16 protein-coding genes and 1 tRNA gene are annotated in these 17,453 nt (G+C 39.5%); 10 read left to right on the forward strand and 7 right to left on the reverse strand.

The genetic code is table 11. The annotated features are described in order from the left end of the window. Positions 1 to 6 precede the first annotated feature (6 nt). Positions 7 to 483 carry a transcription elongation factor GreA gene (greA, locus tag H5158_RS07605; RefSeq protein ID WP_145233085.1) on the forward strand — a complete coding sequence of 159 codons (477 nt, stop codon included), beginning with the start codon at positions 7 to 9 and terminating at the stop codon, positions 481 to 483. A gap of 128 nt (positions 484 to 611) precedes the next feature. Next, positions 612 to 1,658, forward strand: a complete 1,047-nt coding sequence (locus H5158_RS07610) for a S66 peptidase family protein (RefSeq protein WP_182717366.1) — start codon at positions 612 to 614, stop codon at positions 1,656 to 1,658. 74 nt (positions 1,659 to 1,732) lie between these two features. Here the strand turns inward: H5158_RS07610 and H5158_RS07615 are convergent, their stop codons facing one another. The 7 genes from H5158_RS07615 to H5158_RS07645 form a co-directional block, all read right to left on the reverse strand. Further along, the gene (locus H5158_RS07615; protein WP_182739771.1) at positions 1,733 to 3,244 is read right to left on the reverse strand and encodes an OmpA family protein; all 1,512 of its coding nucleotides are present in this window, start codon (positions 3,242 to 3,244) and stop codon (positions 1,733 to 1,735) included. Positions 3,245 to 3,335: 91 nt separating this feature from the next. Then, complete coding sequence (locus H5158_RS07620; protein WP_149982333.1) at positions 3,336 to 3,740, reverse strand: hypothetical protein; 405 nt, start codon at positions 3,738 to 3,740, stop codon at positions 3,336 to 3,338. A 1-nt stretch (position 3,741) separates the two neighbouring features. Then, on the reverse strand, positions 3,742 to 4,656 hold the full coding sequence (locus tag H5158_RS07625) for a zinc dependent phospholipase C family protein (protein ID WP_182717368.1): 915 nt from the start codon (positions 4,654 to 4,656) through the stop codon (positions 3,742 to 3,744). A gap of 382 nt (positions 4,657 to 5,038) precedes the next feature. After that, positions 5,039 to 6,661, reverse strand: coding sequence for a PKD domain-containing protein (locus tag H5158_RS07630; protein ID WP_182717369.1), 1,623 nt, complete (start codon positions 6,659 to 6,661; stop codon positions 5,039 to 5,041). Between the two features lie 457 nt (positions 6,662 to 7,118). Further along, positions 7,119 to 8,024 (reverse strand): YbjQ family protein, encoded by a 906-nt coding sequence (locus H5158_RS23315; RefSeq protein WP_259399428.1) that lies wholly within the window; start codon positions 8,022 to 8,024, stop codon positions 7,119 to 7,121. Between the two features lie 584 nt (positions 8,025 to 8,608). Beyond that, positions 8,609 to 8,685 (reverse strand) — tRNA-Pro (locus H5158_RS07640). Between the two features lie 106 nt (positions 8,686 to 8,791). Further along, a complete protein-coding gene (locus H5158_RS07645; RefSeq protein ID WP_182739772.1) occupies positions 8,792 to 9,412 on the reverse strand; it encodes an arylesterase in 621 nt (206 codons plus the stop codon). Here H5158_RS07645 and H5158_RS07650 point away from each other — a divergent pair, their 5' ends adjacent. The 8 genes from H5158_RS07650 to tolA all read left to right on the forward strand — a co-directional run. Continuing rightward, positions 9,413 to 10,126: an ABC transporter ATP-binding protein gene (locus H5158_RS07650; protein ID WP_145233088.1), complete on the forward strand. Its 714-nt coding sequence runs from the start codon at positions 9,413 to 9,415 to the stop codon at positions 10,124 to 10,126. After that, entirely contained in the window at positions 10,116 to 12,617 is a 2,502-nt protein-coding gene (locus H5158_RS07655) for an ABC transporter permease (protein ID WP_182739773.1), read from the forward strand. Before H5158_RS07650 ends, H5158_RS07655 begins: the two co-directional genes overlap by 11 nt. A gap of 121 nt (positions 12,618 to 12,738) precedes the next feature. Then, positions 12,739 to 13,263 (forward strand): crossover junction endodeoxyribonuclease RuvC, encoded by a 525-nt coding sequence (gene ruvC / locus H5158_RS07660; protein ID WP_145233090.1) that lies wholly within the window; start codon positions 12,739 to 12,741, stop codon positions 13,261 to 13,263. Position 13,264: 1 nt separating this feature from the next. Next, positions 13,265 to 13,882 (forward strand): Holliday junction branch migration protein RuvA, encoded by a 618-nt coding sequence (gene ruvA, locus H5158_RS07665; protein WP_145233091.1) that lies wholly within the window; start codon positions 13,265 to 13,267, stop codon positions 13,880 to 13,882. A 7-nt stretch (positions 13,883 to 13,889) separates the two neighbouring features. After that, positions 13,890 to 14,897, forward strand: a complete 1,008-nt coding sequence (gene ruvB / locus H5158_RS07670; protein ID WP_145233092.1) for a Holliday junction branch migration DNA helicase RuvB — start codon at positions 13,890 to 13,892, stop codon at positions 14,895 to 14,897. Positions 14,898 to 15,844: 947 nt separating this feature from the next. Next, complete coding sequence (gene tolQ, locus H5158_RS07675) at positions 15,845 to 16,549, forward strand: protein TolQ (RefSeq protein ID WP_149982328.1); 705 nt, start codon at positions 15,845 to 15,847, stop codon at positions 16,547 to 16,549. After that, a complete protein-coding gene (gene tolR, locus H5158_RS07680; RefSeq protein WP_149982327.1) occupies positions 16,536 to 16,970 on the forward strand; it encodes a protein TolR in 435 nt (144 codons plus the stop codon). The genes tolQ and tolR overlap by 14 nt, the downstream gene beginning before the upstream one ends. 1 nt (position 16,971) lies before the next feature. Beyond that, positions 16,972 to 17,453, forward strand: a 482-nt coding sequence (gene tolA / locus H5158_RS07685) for a cell envelope integrity protein TolA (RefSeq protein ID WP_182739774.1), incomplete at its 3' end; no start/stop codon positions are given.

Genomic DNA, 17,453 nt, shown 5'->3' on the forward strand with positions numbered 1-17,453 from the left:
AAAAGTATGCAAACAATTCCGATGACAGTTCGTGGCGCAGATTTAATGCGCAAAGAACTTAACGAATTAAAAACAGTTACCCGTCCAAAAATTGTATCTGATATTGCAGTTGCACGTGAACATGGTGACTTAAAAGAAAACGCTGAATATCACGCAGCGCGTGAGCAACAGGGTTTTTGCGAAGGCCGTATTCAAGAAATTGAAGCTAAGCTTTCAAATGTACAAATCATTGATGTGACTAAACTACCAAATACGGGTAAAGTTATTTTTGGTACCACAGTAACAATCGTTAATGTTGAGACTGATGCTGAAGTTAAATACCAAATTGTTGGTGATGATGAAGCAAGTATTAAAGATAACCGTATTTCGGTTAATTCACCGATTGCCCGTGGTTTAATTGGTAAACAAGCAGATGATGCTGTGATCATTAAAACCCCGAAAGGCGACGTGGAATACGAAATCATTGAGGTTGAGTACATTTAATTACTTTACTCATTTTCACGTTTTTAAAAACCGATGCTTGCATCGGTTTTTTTATGCCATAAACAATCTCGACATTTCTTAATAAATTGGGTACGTTAAGCTAACGTATTGATAATTTGCAGATGTTGATGACAGCAATTACTTTTCCTGACGCATTAAAAAACGGCGATAAAATTGCCATTTGCGCATTTTCATCCGGTGTTGAGAGTATCTTTCACCCACGCCTGGAACGCGTACTTTCTGGCTTAACACGCCGTGGCTACCTAGTAGTCGAGGGTAAATGCTTAAGACAACAAAGTAGCCCAGCAAAACAACGCGCTGATGAGCTAATGGCGTTCTTACTAGATGACAGCATTGCCGCAATTATGCCGCCGTGGGGTGGTGAGCTTGCCATGGAAGTACTTCAGTATATTGATTTTAATGCGGTTAAGTCTGCCAAGCCAAAGTGGTTAGTAGGTTTTTCAGATGTGAGCACGTTTGCCTGTATGCTTACAGTGCGATGTGGTTGGGTAACACTTCATGCTGCAAATCTAATGCAATTACATCCTAACGAGAAAGACAATTACTGCTTGCAAGTTTTTGATGTTCTGGCGCTTGAGAAAAATGGCTATTTCGAACAGGTGCCTGCCAAGTATTATCAGACTAAAGTGATTGATTACGCAAAAGAGCCAGATGCATTATTTGATTATACTCAGCCGAGTCAATGGCGCTGCCTAAACTATCAAGACTCAAGGCAAGTAGAGCTGACGGGGCGGTTATTTGGTGGCTGTTTAGACTCACTTAACGTGTTACTGGCTTCTCCATATCTTGATCTGCATAACTTTAAGCAAACATATGCGCCAGAAGGTTTACTACTTTATTTAGAAAATGCAGAGCTTTCACCTACAGCAGTGGCCCGTACTTTAATGGCGTTGCGGTTAAATGGTGTGTTTGCTGATATTAACGGTATTATTCTGGGGCGTAGTGCTTTGCTTAGCTCTCCAGAGCAAGACATTGATTATTACCAAGCCCTTGAGCTTGCGTTAGGTAATTGTTTATTCCCAGTTATCATCGACGCTGATATCGGACATGTTGCACCCAATTTATGTTTAGTGAATGGCGCGTTTTGCAGTTTTAAAGCCACTATAGATAAAGGCTTAGTTTACAATGCGAGCCTAGTGACCACTTTGCAATAGAACTTCGTACCTAATTGGTGATAAAAATGCATATTAAGGCAATGGCGTTAATATGCATTTTTCGCGATACGTAATTATTTTGAATCAGATAACCTTTCGACTAACTCAACACGTCGATTCAGCTCTCGACCTAATTCGTTTTTGTTAGTGGCTGCGGGAGCATAGGGGCCAACACCTTGAGGTATTAACCTTGTTTTAGCGATACCATAGTCAGCAATTAAAGCTTTAACGACCGCATCAGCCCGACGTTTAGAAAGGTCTAAATTATATTCTGCAGAGCCTTTATCATCTGTGTGACCAACCACATACAAACTCAATGCCTTATTTTTTTCTAAAACTTGCGCAATGACATCCAATGATTGTTTAGATTCAGGCTTTATGACCGCTTTATCGTAGTCAAATAACACCCCATAGATTGAGGCTTTACCTTTTTGCTTAAGTTGCTCTAACACTTTATCGCTATTTGTCTCTATTAACCCAGTTAATAATGGCTCGCTCCGCATCACTACAAGCTGAATACGAGAATCGCCGTCATAGTTACCGATGAAAAAAGCTACATAGGTAGTTTGGCCCTCAACAGTACTTTTCATAACTTGGTATCGAGGTTGGCGCCAGTAATTATAAGCTTGTTTTACAGCGAGTTTATCCCCTAACTTTTGTAAATCCTCACGGATTAACCTATCTCTGGTATTACCACTGCATGAATCTTTTTGACAAGAGAATACCGTTTCAAACCCTGCTTTTACTAAAGCACTTAGATAATTATGATAAATTTTTAGCGTTGACACCCTGTTTACGACATAAGTAATTTGGGTTAAGTCTCCGGTAACGTCTAGCATTGGCAGTGTCTTTGTTTTTGTATCAACAATACCAACAGGAATGCTGAATTCTTCATAATCAACCTGTTTGTAATCTTCAATATAACTGCCTGGGTAGCGACTTATTAATGGATGGTCTGCCGAGCCCCCTTTATCTTTACGTGGTGCCTTGGTTATCTGTTTATTATTGTGTTTGGTAAATGCGTCAAAATTGGCAGTGACAAGTCCTGATTCAATGTCTTTTATATCCACTGTAGTTAATAATACTCGCGTCGTATTTTTATACTGACCAACAAATAACGAAATAGCAGCATCGAGGGACTCATCCCCTTTTGTGGCGAAAATATAGTGAGGTTGTTGGAATTGATTACTAGGGTTAAAGTAGCTAGACTTTTCAGCTAATAATTTTCTTTGTTCACGTTTATCTCCTGAATAACAATCACTTAAAGAACATGTATAAACCACTTTAAAACCAGCATCACTTAACGCACTTTCATAATTTTTTGTTACCTTTAACGAAGCAACATTTTTTATCGTATAAGCGTAATGGCCTGTATCACCAATGAATTTTTTATACTCAAATTGTTGAGACTTTTCAGCTGTAGCAACAAACTTTGTAACAAGGCGAGTTTCTTCACCCGCTAAAATAACGGAGTTCTCCAGCTTGGCACTTGGATAGGGGGAAAGCAAAGGCTCTGCGTGTAGGTTAAATACACATATTAGGGGGGCGATACAAAATATAAGTACCTTGGTTATTTTGTTATTCATTGAAATTCCTTTTATTAATGAAGGTAAACATTGTATTTAAAAAATAAGTTGGCCTAATTAAACTTTATAAAAAAGAATAAATCGCAATTTTTTAACGCTTACAAATTTTGCTGGCGTTGATAGTAACTTTACAGGCTTGAGTGTCAGTTGATTGCCAATGCTGGATATCGGATGGCGCAGTACAGCCAGCATCTTCAATAAGTAAAATGTCATCCTCACACAGTAATAAAATGGCATTTTTATCTTGAATGAAAACTTTTAACTGATAGTCCTCAAAAGGGGTGAGTTTGTTTTTATTGCTGTTGATAGCAGCCATTAGTAATGCTTGCGGATCAGTATAGGTTTTGGTGCTGAACTTTAATGTGCCATCAACCGCGGCTGAAATATCTTTTAGTTGTGATGCAAGATCAGCCATCTTTTCTGGATCATGTGCATTAGCTAGGCTAGAGCAGCCCACAGATAAAACAATTACTAAGATTAGAGTTAAGTATTTCATTTTAAATATTCCACGCGGTTAAGTTGCCATTTTCGTCTTTACCGTTGTCTAAATTCCAATTACAAATTTGCCAGCACTCTCCATCATTAAAAATAGCATTAGCAATAATCGATATAAAATACTGTATATTTTCAACCGCTAAATTAAAAATGTCGTCGTAGTGCATTGGGCCATTTGGAGTATTAAGCTGCTCAATGTAAGTGTAATCAATCTCATCTTGGCGAGGGTAGAGTAACCCATTGTTTGCCGCAACATGCCTTGCCCATGGGAAGAGTCGATATCCTTCTTCAGCATGATCAACAACCAGTTGAAAGCCTGAATGCCACGCATCAAAGTCAGGAGCTGCTGATTGTGTGTAATCTGGGTGGATATGCGATAAAACATGCTGCCACAGTTGTTTAATATCTTCATCAAGGCAGTTATTTTGGCTGCTACATGAGCCGATATTAAGCCGAAAGCGATCAGCAAGGCCAATTTCACCCAAGTTTAACCTTGGCCAAATGTAAGCGTCTTGATTCATTTCACAAGTGCGGTGGTCAGTTTGGTTTTGCTCATACGGGCCCACTTTAAGCTCGACCACCGGATGAATGGTGATATCAGCTGCAACATGCGACATATAACCACACAGCCAAGCAAAGCATTTCTCTTGCGCTGATCCCTCTAGATTTTTGCAATACTTTACTGCTTCTTTAATTACATCACCGGTATTGTGATAATGCATTAAATCAGCCCATTTATTTTGCTCTGAATTACCCACAGCTAAATAAGGGTAGTCAGGCGATACACAGCCTAACTCAAGGTATTTTTGATTTTGACTTAAGATCAGCTTTGCTTTGGTAGGAATATTCATTCCAATCAGGGCGTTATTCTCAGTAGCTAAGTTAGCCGCAGTAATGTGTGCAAAGGCACCTGGCATCAGTAAATCCTTCTACTTAGTAGTTTTGTTAATATATTTGCAATTGATCCAAGTTGCAATGGTTAAGTAATTAGTCAAATAGGCTTAATTAGTTAGCTTTAAAATGGACTGCGTAATTTTAGTTATCAATAAACGTAACTTGAGCTTAAATCCATCGAGCTCACAGGCTACTGCCAAGCTCTAAAATGGCTATCTATTTTAGTAGGAGTTTAGTTGCCAAGAAGCGGAGACAAAACTAGCTGAGTTGGGCATAACTCAAGCATATCTTTTAGAGGAATCGGCTTATGGTGAGTGTTGACTCGTTTATTCACAGGGTAAAGGAGTTGATGATAGAGCTAAGAAAGACAGTGAGCGGCACGAGCTAAGCGTGCCGCATCAGTTGTTACTCAACGATAAATGTAATGCGTTTATGACTCGAATAAGGAGCTATATCATCTTTTGCATAAACAAGCACTTGATAGTTACCTGAGGAAACTAAAGGCAATATTGCTGTATCACTTGTTTCGTTACCAATAGATGCAACCCTGCCATTTGGCAATAATACGAGCCATGTGTAGGTAATGGGATCTGTTTCTTTGTCATAGGCGTGTGCTTTGAGTGTTAAATTACTGCCTTTGATTTTATTCCCGAACATCTCAACATCGATAATGGTCGGCGCGGAGTTATCGGGATCTTCTACTTTGATTGCGACAAACCTGTTCGTGGTGTTTTCTCCGTCAGAGGCGGCGACTTGTAAAATGTAAAAGCCAGCAACATCAAAACGAACTCTAGCGCGGCTACCTGTTTCAGCAATAATATCTGCTTGGCTATTCGCTGGCCTATTTAGCCACTTCCAGCTCAACTCTACTTGCGCGCCCTCAGGATCTTGTACTTCAGCGTAGAATAATTGCTCTGATTGGACAAAGGTATTAAGCAATGGGCTTGGCAAGACGTTAAGTGCTGGTGGTGCATTTCGGTTGGTACTAAATGAAATTGCTGTTTTACCAGCATCGCTCTGTTCCTTTGAGACCGTTATTGTTTTTACGACTGATTCCGTACGGTCACTATTTCTATCTTTGAGTGTAAAACGAACCTTGTATTCACCGGCAACATCTGGAATAAAGAAGGAGATATACGACATAGTATAGGCTAATGTTACCTTGCTGGTAGCAGGAATACTGTCGAAGCTAAACATAGGAGTCGCAAAATTGTATTGCATGCTGTCTTTTGCATCAAGGTTAATAAACTCGTTCACTTCAGCGGTTTCAGGTGCGTCAAATGATGCTATGAGCTCTGGTCTATCATCATATACTTCTATCTGTTTAGTTACCGTTTCTGAATAGGCTTTACCATCATGTACCGTTAAGCTGATCGTGAATATGCCATAGTCTCTTCCTTCAAAACTAGCACTTTGTCCTTCAGGGTTGGTGAGAAAGAAGTCTAATGCATTGTTAGCACTGGTAACTTGCCACTTATAATAAATATTATCGCCATCAGCATCTGAGCTATTTTTTCCACTTAGTGTTACTTGCTTATTTTTACCCGCTTTTTCCTCAAAAGGAGTAATAACAGCTGTTGGGGCATGATTTTTTGGCTCAATCGGTTTATCTGAAATGCTCACTGACGCTGTAGCAATAGACTCTGTTGAACCTGACTTAATGATTAGCTGAATTTGATATGTACCAGCTATATCGGCAACAAACTCGCTCATTAGGCTGCTATTATTTGCTATTTTTGCAGAGCTATTATCAGGCTTTTCAATAATTGACCAATCCACGCTTGAAATGGCAGGAACAATGCTACTTGTTCCTACTAATCTGACCGTTGAACCGGTGTATACCGATTGGATCGGATTGATTTTAGCAGTAATGGCACCTGAGCCGGTTGAACTATCGGTAGATGTATCGCTATCGCTATCACTGAGATTATTATTTTCTACTTGTGGCTTAGTTGAACTACCTGAACCGCCGCACGCGGTTAGTGTTACCCCAAGAAATAAAGCCAATAATATTAATTTTTTATTCATTTTAATGTCCCTATACTTTATCCTGGCAAACAAAATACATGCTTTAGAATATTTAATCTAGTTAAAATTTGTTCAGCACAAAGGTCAGCTTGTGCAAATATAGAAGTTAAGTTAAAAGCCCTCAGTAAAAAGTTAAAACTGCAATTGTGCAGTCATTTTCGTGCGCGCAATTTAGGTTTAAGCGGATTAATAACTTATTAAATAGAAAAAATGAAAGTAACCTTGTAGTAAAAGATTAACTCTTAATCTAAAAAGTAAGTGTGGTGGAACAGCATTGTTTGTTCAATTAGAGTGGCTGTCTAGTTTTATAATTTCGCATTCAAGATATATAGGCTTTGCGAAAGCACCTATAGAAAATAAAAGTGTTTTAATAACAATATATTAAAGAGGTATTTTAACTTCTTTGAATAGAATTTTGATATGGCTTTTCGGGCAGTATAGAGCACATATAATATATTTAATTCTCGATAATTACAGCTGTGCCCGAAGCAACGATAAATAACATACCTGATTTACCACCGCCTGATATCTCACTGTAGTCTAGATCAATACCTATTACGGCATTAGCACCAACAGAGATAGCCTCTTTCCTGAGTTCAGTTAGTGCTGTTTGACGGGCATCTCTAAGCGTGTTTTGTATGCTGTTACTGCGACCTCCAAAAGTATCACTAAAACTTGCAAAAATATCTTTAAAAATGTTCATGCCATAAGCGCATTCGGCAGTAATAACATCAATACGTTTTGTAATATTTAAGTTTAGAGCTGTTTCGGTTGTCAGTAGTACGTCTTTTGCTTCAACTTTGTTTAGTTTACTTGCAATAGCGTGTTCTATTTTCTGTTTATCATAGTCTTGTTTGGCTTTACTGCCATTAACACCATATTTTCTGGTTAGGTGGATATCTTTAGCTTTCTCTATTGTGTTAGCTACAGACTCAGAAATTTGTGTTAAGTATTTACCATAATAGAGCACATCGTAATGGTTTTGGTTTTGCTGGGTTCTGATTCCCGCTAATCCAAATTCTTTGTTCATGAATTTAAGGTAAGGCAAAGATATTTCTATTTCATTGCTGTTTAGGTCAGCTAGGTTTGTATCGTCGAAGCCTTCTATGAAAGCATCGCATTCTTTCACACCATGATTTTTATAAATACCAGATTGACTGTAGAGCGTTGTTAAGTTGCATAAAAATCGGCCTTTATACCAAATGGCTGCAATAGCATTATGCCCGTCTTTCTTTAATGCGTATGCTAAGTCTGATGTATTATATGTGTTACCAGTTATATTATTTATTAGCTCTTTATCTTTTAAGCTCCAGTCAGGCTTAGTATTTGATGGTGTTGATTTATCACTTTTAGAAAAAAACATATCTCTCCTTAGAAACTTTAATTGTAAAAAGTAGCTTGATTGTAGAATTGAACTTCAAGCATATGCTGATAGCTATACAAACATGCTTTAACTCTGCCAAGCAAACATTAGCATATAAAAGGGTATAATATGACTTAATAAAGGGGAGTTATGCAAAATTCACATCGAATAGAAAACGATAAACTAATTTTTAAAGCGCTGGTGGAATTGCTCAATCAATCTAGCCGATACAAAAATCCTAGTTATTATGCTTTAGTAAATCACCTTAATAATAAAGGTATTAAGACAAGCTGGGGGAACAATTGGACTCGGAAAAGCTTATTTAGGTATCTACAAAGAAACGGCTTTCTGGTGTGTGGGGCTTACGCAATAGCTTAGATCAATATACGAAACTAGCCAAGTTTATTTAGGGTATTTTCAGACATCGTAAAACGGGAGTTTCGCAACCAGTACGCACGAACAGCTAAATGAAGTAAGCTTTATTTCCCAGCTATAAAATGAGTAGAGTGGCTACAGATTGGCTACACGAAAGGTTTTTAAAGAAAACAACTTATATATAAATGAGGTTAAGTTGTTGAATTAAATGGTCGGTATGGAGAGATTCGAACTCTCGACCCCTGCCACCCCATGACAGTGCGCTACCAAGCTGCGCTACATACCGACGTTGCAAGCAATAGTACGTATATTTTTTCAAAAATCAATAAGCTTTTGTTTGTTTGAACATTTATTGCACGTACTGAGTGAAATAAATCATTTTATGAGGATGTTTAGTTATTTATCCACTCATTGATCGATTTATACATCACATCTCGTAGTATAGGTTGAGCAGTTTTGTTAGGGTGTATGTTGTCGTTTTGCATCAGGCTATTATCAGCAGCGACATTCAAGATAAAAAATGGCATTAAATGGCTGTTTGTGGCACCAGCAACCTCAGCAAAACTAGCGGTAAATAATCCGGTATAACGTGGCCCATAGTTAGGCGGGATGTGTACTTCCATAATCGCTACTTTGGCATCAGCTTGTTTGCTCTTGCTCACTAAACTAGCTAGGTTTTCTTTTAGGCGTTTAATTGGAAAGCCACGCAGGCCGTCGTTACCACCAAGCTCTATAAGTACATGGCTCGGTTGAAACTCATTAAGTAGGGCGTCTAAACGACGCAGTGCGCCACCGGTGGTTTCGCCACTGATACTGGCATTGATAAGTTGGATCGGCGCTTGCTCGTTGTCGTACTTATCTTGTAACAGTTTAACCCAGCCTTGCTCTTGTTTTAAGCCGTAGGCGGCGCTTAAACTATCACCTAAAATTAAAATTGTGTTGTCAGCTGCCGCACTAAGTGGTTTGATTACTAATAGTAAAACGAAAATAAAACGTAGGATTGAATACATCATATGTCAGCGCTATCTCAATTAAATATCATTCAGGTTAAAGGTCTTTCTAAAACGGTTAATACCCTTGAAGGGGATTTGCCCATCCTCAGTGACATCACCTTTAATGTCAAGTCTGGAGACTCAGTTGCTGTAGTTGGTACCTCAGGTTCAGGTAAATCAACTTTATTAAGTTTGCTCGCAGGACTTGACCAATCGACTCAGGGATCAATCTATTTAGATGGTGAGCCACTGCATGAACTTGATGAAGAAGCGCGTGCGGCATTAAGAGCTGCAAAAGTCGGTTTTGTATTTCAATCATTTATGTTGGTACAGAGTTTAACAGCACTAGAGAATGTGATGTTACCGGCAGAGCTCGCTGGTGAAAAAAATGCCAAGCAACAAGCACTCGATCTACTGGAAAAAGTAGGTTTAAGTCATCGAATTGAGCATTATCCGTCGCAATTGTCTGGTGGTGAGCAGCAGCGTGTAGCGATTGCTCGCGCATTTATTGGCACACCAAAGATTTTATTCGCCGATGAGCCATCAGCAAATCTTGATAGCAAAAATGGTAAGTTAATTGAGTCACTGTTATTCGAGCTTAATCAGCTTCATGGTACGACGTTGATTTTAGTCACACATGATGAGGCGTTAGCAGCAAAGTGTCAGCATGTGTTACAAATTGAAGCGGGTCAATTAGTTAAAAATACCAATGAGGCTGTGGCGAATGTGGGTTAAATTAGCATTAAAATTATTTAGCCGTGAATTTCGCCGTGGTGAACTCACGGTGATTTGTGCGGCCATAGCGTTGGCGGTATTGACGGTTTTAACGCTTTCTATGGTGACTGATCGCATAGGGCAAAGCATCGCACAAAAAAGCAGTGCCTTTATTGCCGCTGATCGCGTACTGGCAAGCAACCATGAATTACCGGGTGAATATTTAACAACAGCAAGCGAATACAACTTACAAACCGCACAGCTCACTTACTTTGATACTATGTTGTTTGCTAATGACGAAATGCAATTAAGCTCAGTAAAGGCGGTGTCGGAGCATTATCCACTTAAGGGCGAACTAAAAGTTAAAAGCAGTTTAACCGGTGATGTTGAAGTGGCCACGCAAGGGCCAACTGTTGGTAATGTGTGGTTTAGTGAATCGGTATTTTATGCACTAAATGTAAAAGTAGGTGATACGGTTGAGCTAGGCGCTGCGCAATTTAATATTGAAAAAGTATTGGTGGAAGAGCCAGATGCGCCATTTAATATTTTTTCAAGTAGTCGTCGTGTGTTGTTAAATAACCAAGATGTAGACAAAACTGAAGTGATCCAGCCGGGCAGCCGTGTTTTTTACCGCCAGTTGTATGCAGGGGATGAGAGTAGCCTTACTGACTTTTATAGCTGGTTAAAACCACAAATGAAAGAAAATCAGCAATGGTATGGTGTTAAAGACAGACAATCGCCGATTGCAAATAGCTTAAACCGCGCTGAAAGCTTTTTATTATTAGCGGGATTATTGGGCATTATTTTAGCGGCGGTGGCGATTGCCGTGTCTGCAAAGCGTTATTGCGAACGCCAATATGACCCAGTTGCGATGATGAAAACCTTAGGTGGTAGCCGATCGACAATTCGCAAAATTTACTTACTGCATTTATCACTGGTGTGTGCTTTGTCGGTCATACTTGGCTTAGCCATTGGCTATGGTTTACAAGAGATAGCCACTAGTTATTTAGCTAAATCAATGAACAATACTCTTCCTGCAGCGGGTATAAAACCGTGGTTTGTGGCGATTAGTACTGGCGTTATCTGTGCCGTGATGTTTTCAATCAAGCCATTATTAGATTTATTTGATATTCCACCGCTTAGGGTATTACGCCGTAACTTAGGCGATAAGCTACTAGTAAGTAAAGTGCATTTAGCGATGTCGGGCTTAACAGTCTTTTTATTAATGTGGTTGTTTAGTAATAACCTTAAAATTACCGCTATTTTGTTTGTCTCTACTTTAATTTTGATTGCAATACTGTTTGTATTATCTCGGTTAATTTTTGGCAGCGGACGTAAACTAGGATTGCGCCCGGGGAATAGTTGGTCATTAGCGATTGCTTCGTTGCAAAAACGTGCCAATGCTAATGCGGTACAGTTGATCAGTTTTTCGTTGGCAATAAAGCTATTGTTATTTTTAGTGGTGCTGAAAAACGATATGATCGCAGATTGGCAATCGCAACTTCCAAGCGACGCGCCGAATGCTTTTTTAGTAAATATAACCGAAACTGAATTGCCAGACGTAACAAGCTTTTTAGAGCAAAAAAATATTCAAGTATCTGAGTTCTATCCGACTATTCGTGGTCGCGTAAACGCTGTTAATGGTGAATTAGTTGCTCGCGAAGTCTCATTACAAGATAACGAGAAGAAAGACGAAGAAGCACGCGCAGGTATTGGCCGAGAGCTAAACCTTACATGGTTAGAGCAAGTCCCTGTGCAAAATGAGATCATAGACGGGCAGTGGTTTGGCGACAATGCCACCGCTGAAGCATCGATCGAAGAATCTATGCTAGAACGCTTAGATGTGAAACTGGGTGATACGCTAACATTTTTGATTGGCGCCCAGTCATTTGATGCCAAAATCACCAGTGTTCGTAAAGTTAATTGGGCTACTTTGAAGCCTAATTTCTTTATTATATTAAGCCCTGATGTATTGGCTGATTTTCCTGCGACGTATATTTCATCGGTGCGTATCGAAGCCGATCAAAAACGCGATTTTAGTGAGCTACTACGTGCCTACCCGACAATCAACGCCATCGACGTTGACAGCTTTGTCAAACAAATACGCTCTACTATTTCGCAAGTGTCATTAGCAATTGGATTTGTACTGGCGATAGTGGTGATGTGTGGTGGCTTGGTTTTAATTTCGCAAGTGCAAGCAAGCCTTGGTGAACGGATGCAGGAAATTGTCATATTGCGTACCTTAGGCGCCAAAGGGCGGCTAATAAAAAATGCCACTTTATATGAGTTTTTATTGCTGGGCAGCGCTGCTGGTTTTGTCGCTGCACTGGTTAGTGATGTGGCTTTATTTATAGTGCAACGTGAGATGTTTGATTTAGCAGGTAAGTTACACCCGCACATTTGGTTAATAGGGCCATTAGTGGGGGGTGTGTTTGTGGCATCACTAGGCTACTTTATGATAGCTAGAACCATGCGTAAAAATACCCAAGGGTTACTACGCTCTTTAGCCTAAAAGGTTAGCAATTAAACAAGCCCGTTTTTACGGGCTTTTTTATGCCAATAATGCACTGGTAATTTATACAGTGCTCTGGCATTATTAGCGTACTTAACTATTTACACTGATTGGGCAAGTATTGGCTATTATTTTAGGGATTGATCCTGGCTCACGATTAACCGGTTATGGGGTGATTGCCCATCAAGGTGCTAAATTTACTTATTTAGGCAGCGGTTGTATAAAACTGGCCGACCACGAGTTTCCTATTCGATTAAAAATGATTTATCAGGGGATCAGTCAACTAATCGAACAATTCTCTCCCGATCATTTTGCCATTGAAAAAGTATTTATGGCGCATAATCCTGATTCAGCTCTTAAATTAGGCCAAGCCAGAGGGGCTGCAATTGTTGGTGCGGCAATGGCTGAGTTACCGGTGTTTGAATACTCGGCGCGGCAAATTAAACAAGCGGTGGTAGGGCACGGTGGTGCCGATAAATCGCAAGTGCAGCATATGGTTAAAAATATTTTAAAATTGCCAGGCACACCGCAAGCGGATGCAGCTGATGCATTAGCCATTGCGATATGCCATGCTCATTCCGATCAAAATTTAATAAAACTAGCGGGCAGTGCCAGTAAAACCGTTAGAGGACGATTAAGGAAATAACATGATAGGTCGCTTAAATGGCATCTTAGTAGAAAAACAACCGCCAGAAATTTTGCTTGAAGTAAGCGGTGTTGGTTACGAAGTTAACATGCCGATGACGTGTTTTTATGATTTACCAAACATTGGCGAAAATGCCATTGTGTATACTCATTTTGTAGTAAGAGAAGACGCCCAGTTATTATTTGGCTTTAATAATAAAATAGAGCGAGCATTATTTAGAGAGCTATTAAAAGCCAATGGCGTTGGGCCAAAGCTCGGATTAGCAATACTTTCAGGGATGTCGGCTAAGCAATTTGTTAGCTGTGTGAATAACGAAGATGCCACCAGTTTAGTGAAACTGCCAGGTGTAGGTAAAAAAACCGCAGAGCGCCTGGTACTTGAAATGAAAGACCGATTAAAAGATTGGGGTAATGACTTATTCACGCCATTTAGTGATAATGCAGTTATAGAGCCCGCCTCTGACGCACTTATTGCTAATAATGCGGCAGATGATGCAATCTCTGCGTTAGTGTCATTAGGTTATAAATTGGCGCAAGCACAAAAAACAGTAAAATCAGTGGCCAAGCCTGGTATGTCTACAGAGGTTCTGATCAAAGAATCTCTAAAATCAATGTTGTGAGTAAACCATGATTGAAGCGGATCGTTTAATAGATGCGACTGAACAAAGTAATGAAGATGTAGTCGATCGCGCGATTAGACCAAAACTATTAGCCGATTATACTGGTCAGCCCCATGTTAAACAGCAAATGGAAATATTTATAGAAGCTGCACGGAGTCGGGGTGAAGCGCTTGATCATTTATTAATATTTGGTCCGCCGGGTTTGGGTAAAACCACACTAGCAAACATTGTTGCGAATGAGCTGAATGTCAGTATTAAAACAACCTCGGGCCCAGTGCTTGAAAAAGCCGGTGATTTAGCCGCACTACTGACCAATTTAGAAGAAGGCGATGTACTTTTTATTGATGAAATACATAGGCTAAGCCCGCAAGTTGAAGAAATACTCTATCCTGCAATGGAAGATTATCAACTCGATTTAATGATTGGTGAAGGGCCTGCAGCTCGTTCCATTAAGCTCGATTTACCCGCTTTTACCTTAATTGGCGCAACCACTCGCGCAGGCTCGTTAACCTCACCACTTAGAGACCGTTTTGGTATTGTGCAACGTTTAGAGTTTTATTCGGTGGCAGATTTATCGACTATAGTGGGGCGCTCTGCTCATTATTTAAATTTAGCCATGTGTGATGAAGGTGCCATTGAAATTGCTAAACGCTCTCGTGGTACGCCACGTATCGCCAATCGATTATTGCGCCGGGTACGAGATTACACGCAAGTTAAATCAGACGGTACTGTAAATGCCGAAGTGGCAGAGCTGGCACTTAATATGATTGATGTCGATAAAAGCGGCTTTGATTATATGGACCGTAAATATTTACTCGCGATCATTGAAAAGTTTATGGGGGGGCCGGTAGGGTTAGACAACTTAGCCGCCGCCATCGGTGAAGAAAAAGAAACCATTGAAGATGTGATCGAGCCTTACCTCATCCAGCAAGGATTTATCCAACGTACGCCAAGAGGGCGTATTGTGTCTGATAACGCCTATCATCACTTTGGCTTATTACCCAAACAAGAATAAAGTACATTTATTGTAGCTGTATGCGTGCGTATGGCTGCAAACCCACCTCATACATCTTCTATACTGTTCTTTTAGCCACTATTCAAATGTCTATTTTGCTGTGTTTAAGTTAATCGCGTGATTAGCATATTACTTAAAGTTTAGATTATTTAGTTATTTGGGCTAATGCAATTCACATACTGTTAAGTTTGTAAACGATATTGTATGCGCCATAGCGAGGTAGTGCTGTGCGTGATTTGCAGGCAAAAAAAAGCCCGCATAAAATGCGGGCAAACAACAAGTTGAAGGAAGTAATCTAAGTAACACTGCTTAAATTCATCAAGTTTTATCAAGAAGACTTTAAGCATAGCAATACGAAAAATCAGAATCATATTGCAAAGAACTGGGCTGAATGAAGTATTCATTGCTGCGCTAGCTCGGTATGGGAGAATAATACGCAATAGTTGGTTTTTGTTCAAACTAGAAAAATTTAATTTTCAGATAAAAAAAACTAATAGCAAGATTTTTATGAGCGCTTTATTTTTGTTCATAAAATTCACGGTCGTATATTAATCTATTGAATTTGTAATGTTTTATTTGTTTGAATGATTTTTTTATAGATTAGTTAAACTGTTGCAATGACTATGCTTATAGTCAATTATGCTTGTTTATTCATTAAGAGTGAATAAAGAGGGTGTTTTACACAGTTTTTGTTTATAAATAAGCACCCCAGCATGTATTTACCTCGGCAGTACAATCTTAAATTGTTGCGTCAAGATTGCCGAACAAGGCTATAAAACTGGAGTCAGCCTGCTCTTCAACGTTTTTTGTTGCTAATTCACAGCAATAGCGTTGTCAGTACTGAGCTGAATAGATACACTAGTTGCAACTTTTGGCCATTTTTTCGGTCATATACCTAGCGTATAATGAAATGTTATTTATACAAGAAATCTTATTAGGAGTTTAATGTGGGTTCAGGGCTTAATTTTTTAGATTTAATTCTAGAAGCAAGTTTTCTTGTGCAATTAGTTATGCTGGCATTATTAGCTATGTCAGTGATGTCATGGGCAATTATTTTTCAGCGTAAAAAAGCAATTTCGGATGCATTATCCAATACTAAGCGATTTGAGCAAAAATTTTGGTCAGGCATTGATTTAAGTAAACTCTACAATGAGATCTCATCGCGTAGCGGTAGCTCAACTGGTGTTGAAGCATTATTTATAGCAGGCTTTAAAGAGTTTGCTCGCCATAAGAAAAACTCTTTTCAAAGTGCTAGCATTGTAATGGAAGGGACGCATCGTTCAATGCGAGTTGCGTTATCTCGCGAAATCGAAAAATTAGAATCAAGTTTATCGTTTTTAGCAACAGTGGGGTCTATCAGCCCTTACATTGGTTTGTTTGGTACTGTATGGGGCATTATGAATGCTTTTATCGCGTTAGGCGAAGTTAAGCAAGCAACCTTACAAATGGTTGCCCCAGGTATAGCTGAAGCGCTTATTGCAACAGCTATGGGTTTATTCGCTGCTATTCCAGCGGTTATTGCATACAACCGTTTTGCTAATAGAGTTGAAAAGCTAGAATCTAACTACATTAACTTTATGGAAGAGTTTGCAAATATTTTACACCGTCAAGCAGCTACCCAAATAGAGGCAAAAGCGAATGTATCAGCGTAAGAAGCGTCGTCCTGTTGCAGAGATAAACGTAGTTCCTTACATTGATGTAATGCTGGTGCTACTGATTATTTTTATGGCCACTGCGCCTTTGATCACTCATGGCGTTAAAGTTGATTTGCCAAAAATGGAAGAATCAGATTTAGTTGATACTAAAGATACGCCACCGATCATTGCTTCAATTGATGCACAAGGTAAGTACTATGTCAGTATCGGTACTGATCCAGAAGAACCGATGGAAGCATTAGATGTTGCCGCTGTTATCAAGTTGCAACTGATGAAAAACCCAGAAACCCCAGTGATGATCAAAGGCTCAGGTAAAGTATCGTATCAAGAAGTACTATTATTGATGGATTTCTTAAAAAATGCCGGTGTACCTTCAGTTGGATTAATGACTGAATCGTTTGAAGGGAATAAAAGCTAATATGGGTCCTTCAGTATTAAAATCAGTGCTATTGCACCTCGCTATAGTTGGCGTTTTGATTGGAACCGCGAGTTTTCATACTTCACCGCCTACAGTAATGGAAGTTACCTTGAACAAGGCTATGCCTGATGCTGAAAATGCTGTTTCAGCGGTGACTGTTGACCAGAAAATGGTTGAACAAAAAATTGCTGAGTTGAAACGCAAAGAAGATGATAAAAAACGTGCTGAAGATAAGCGCATTCGTGATTTAGAGCGTCGAGCATCTGATGCACGTAAACAGCGTGAATCTGAAGACCGCCGGATCAAAAAGTTAGAGCAAGAGCGTCGCGCGAAAGAGAAAGAGACCGCACAAGCCCAAGCTCAAGCTAAAAAAGCGCGTGAAATAGAGCAAAAAGAACGTGAAAAAGCGCAGCAGGCTGAAAAGCAAAAAGAACAAGCTGAACTTGCTGCTAAAGCTGCTGCTGAAAAACGTAAAGCAGAAGA

The organism is Pseudoalteromonas sp. SR45-6 (assembly GCF_014163545.1).
GTDB lineage: Bacteria > Pseudomonadota > Gammaproteobacteria > Enterobacterales > Alteromonadaceae > Pseudoalteromonas > Pseudoalteromonas rhizosphaerae.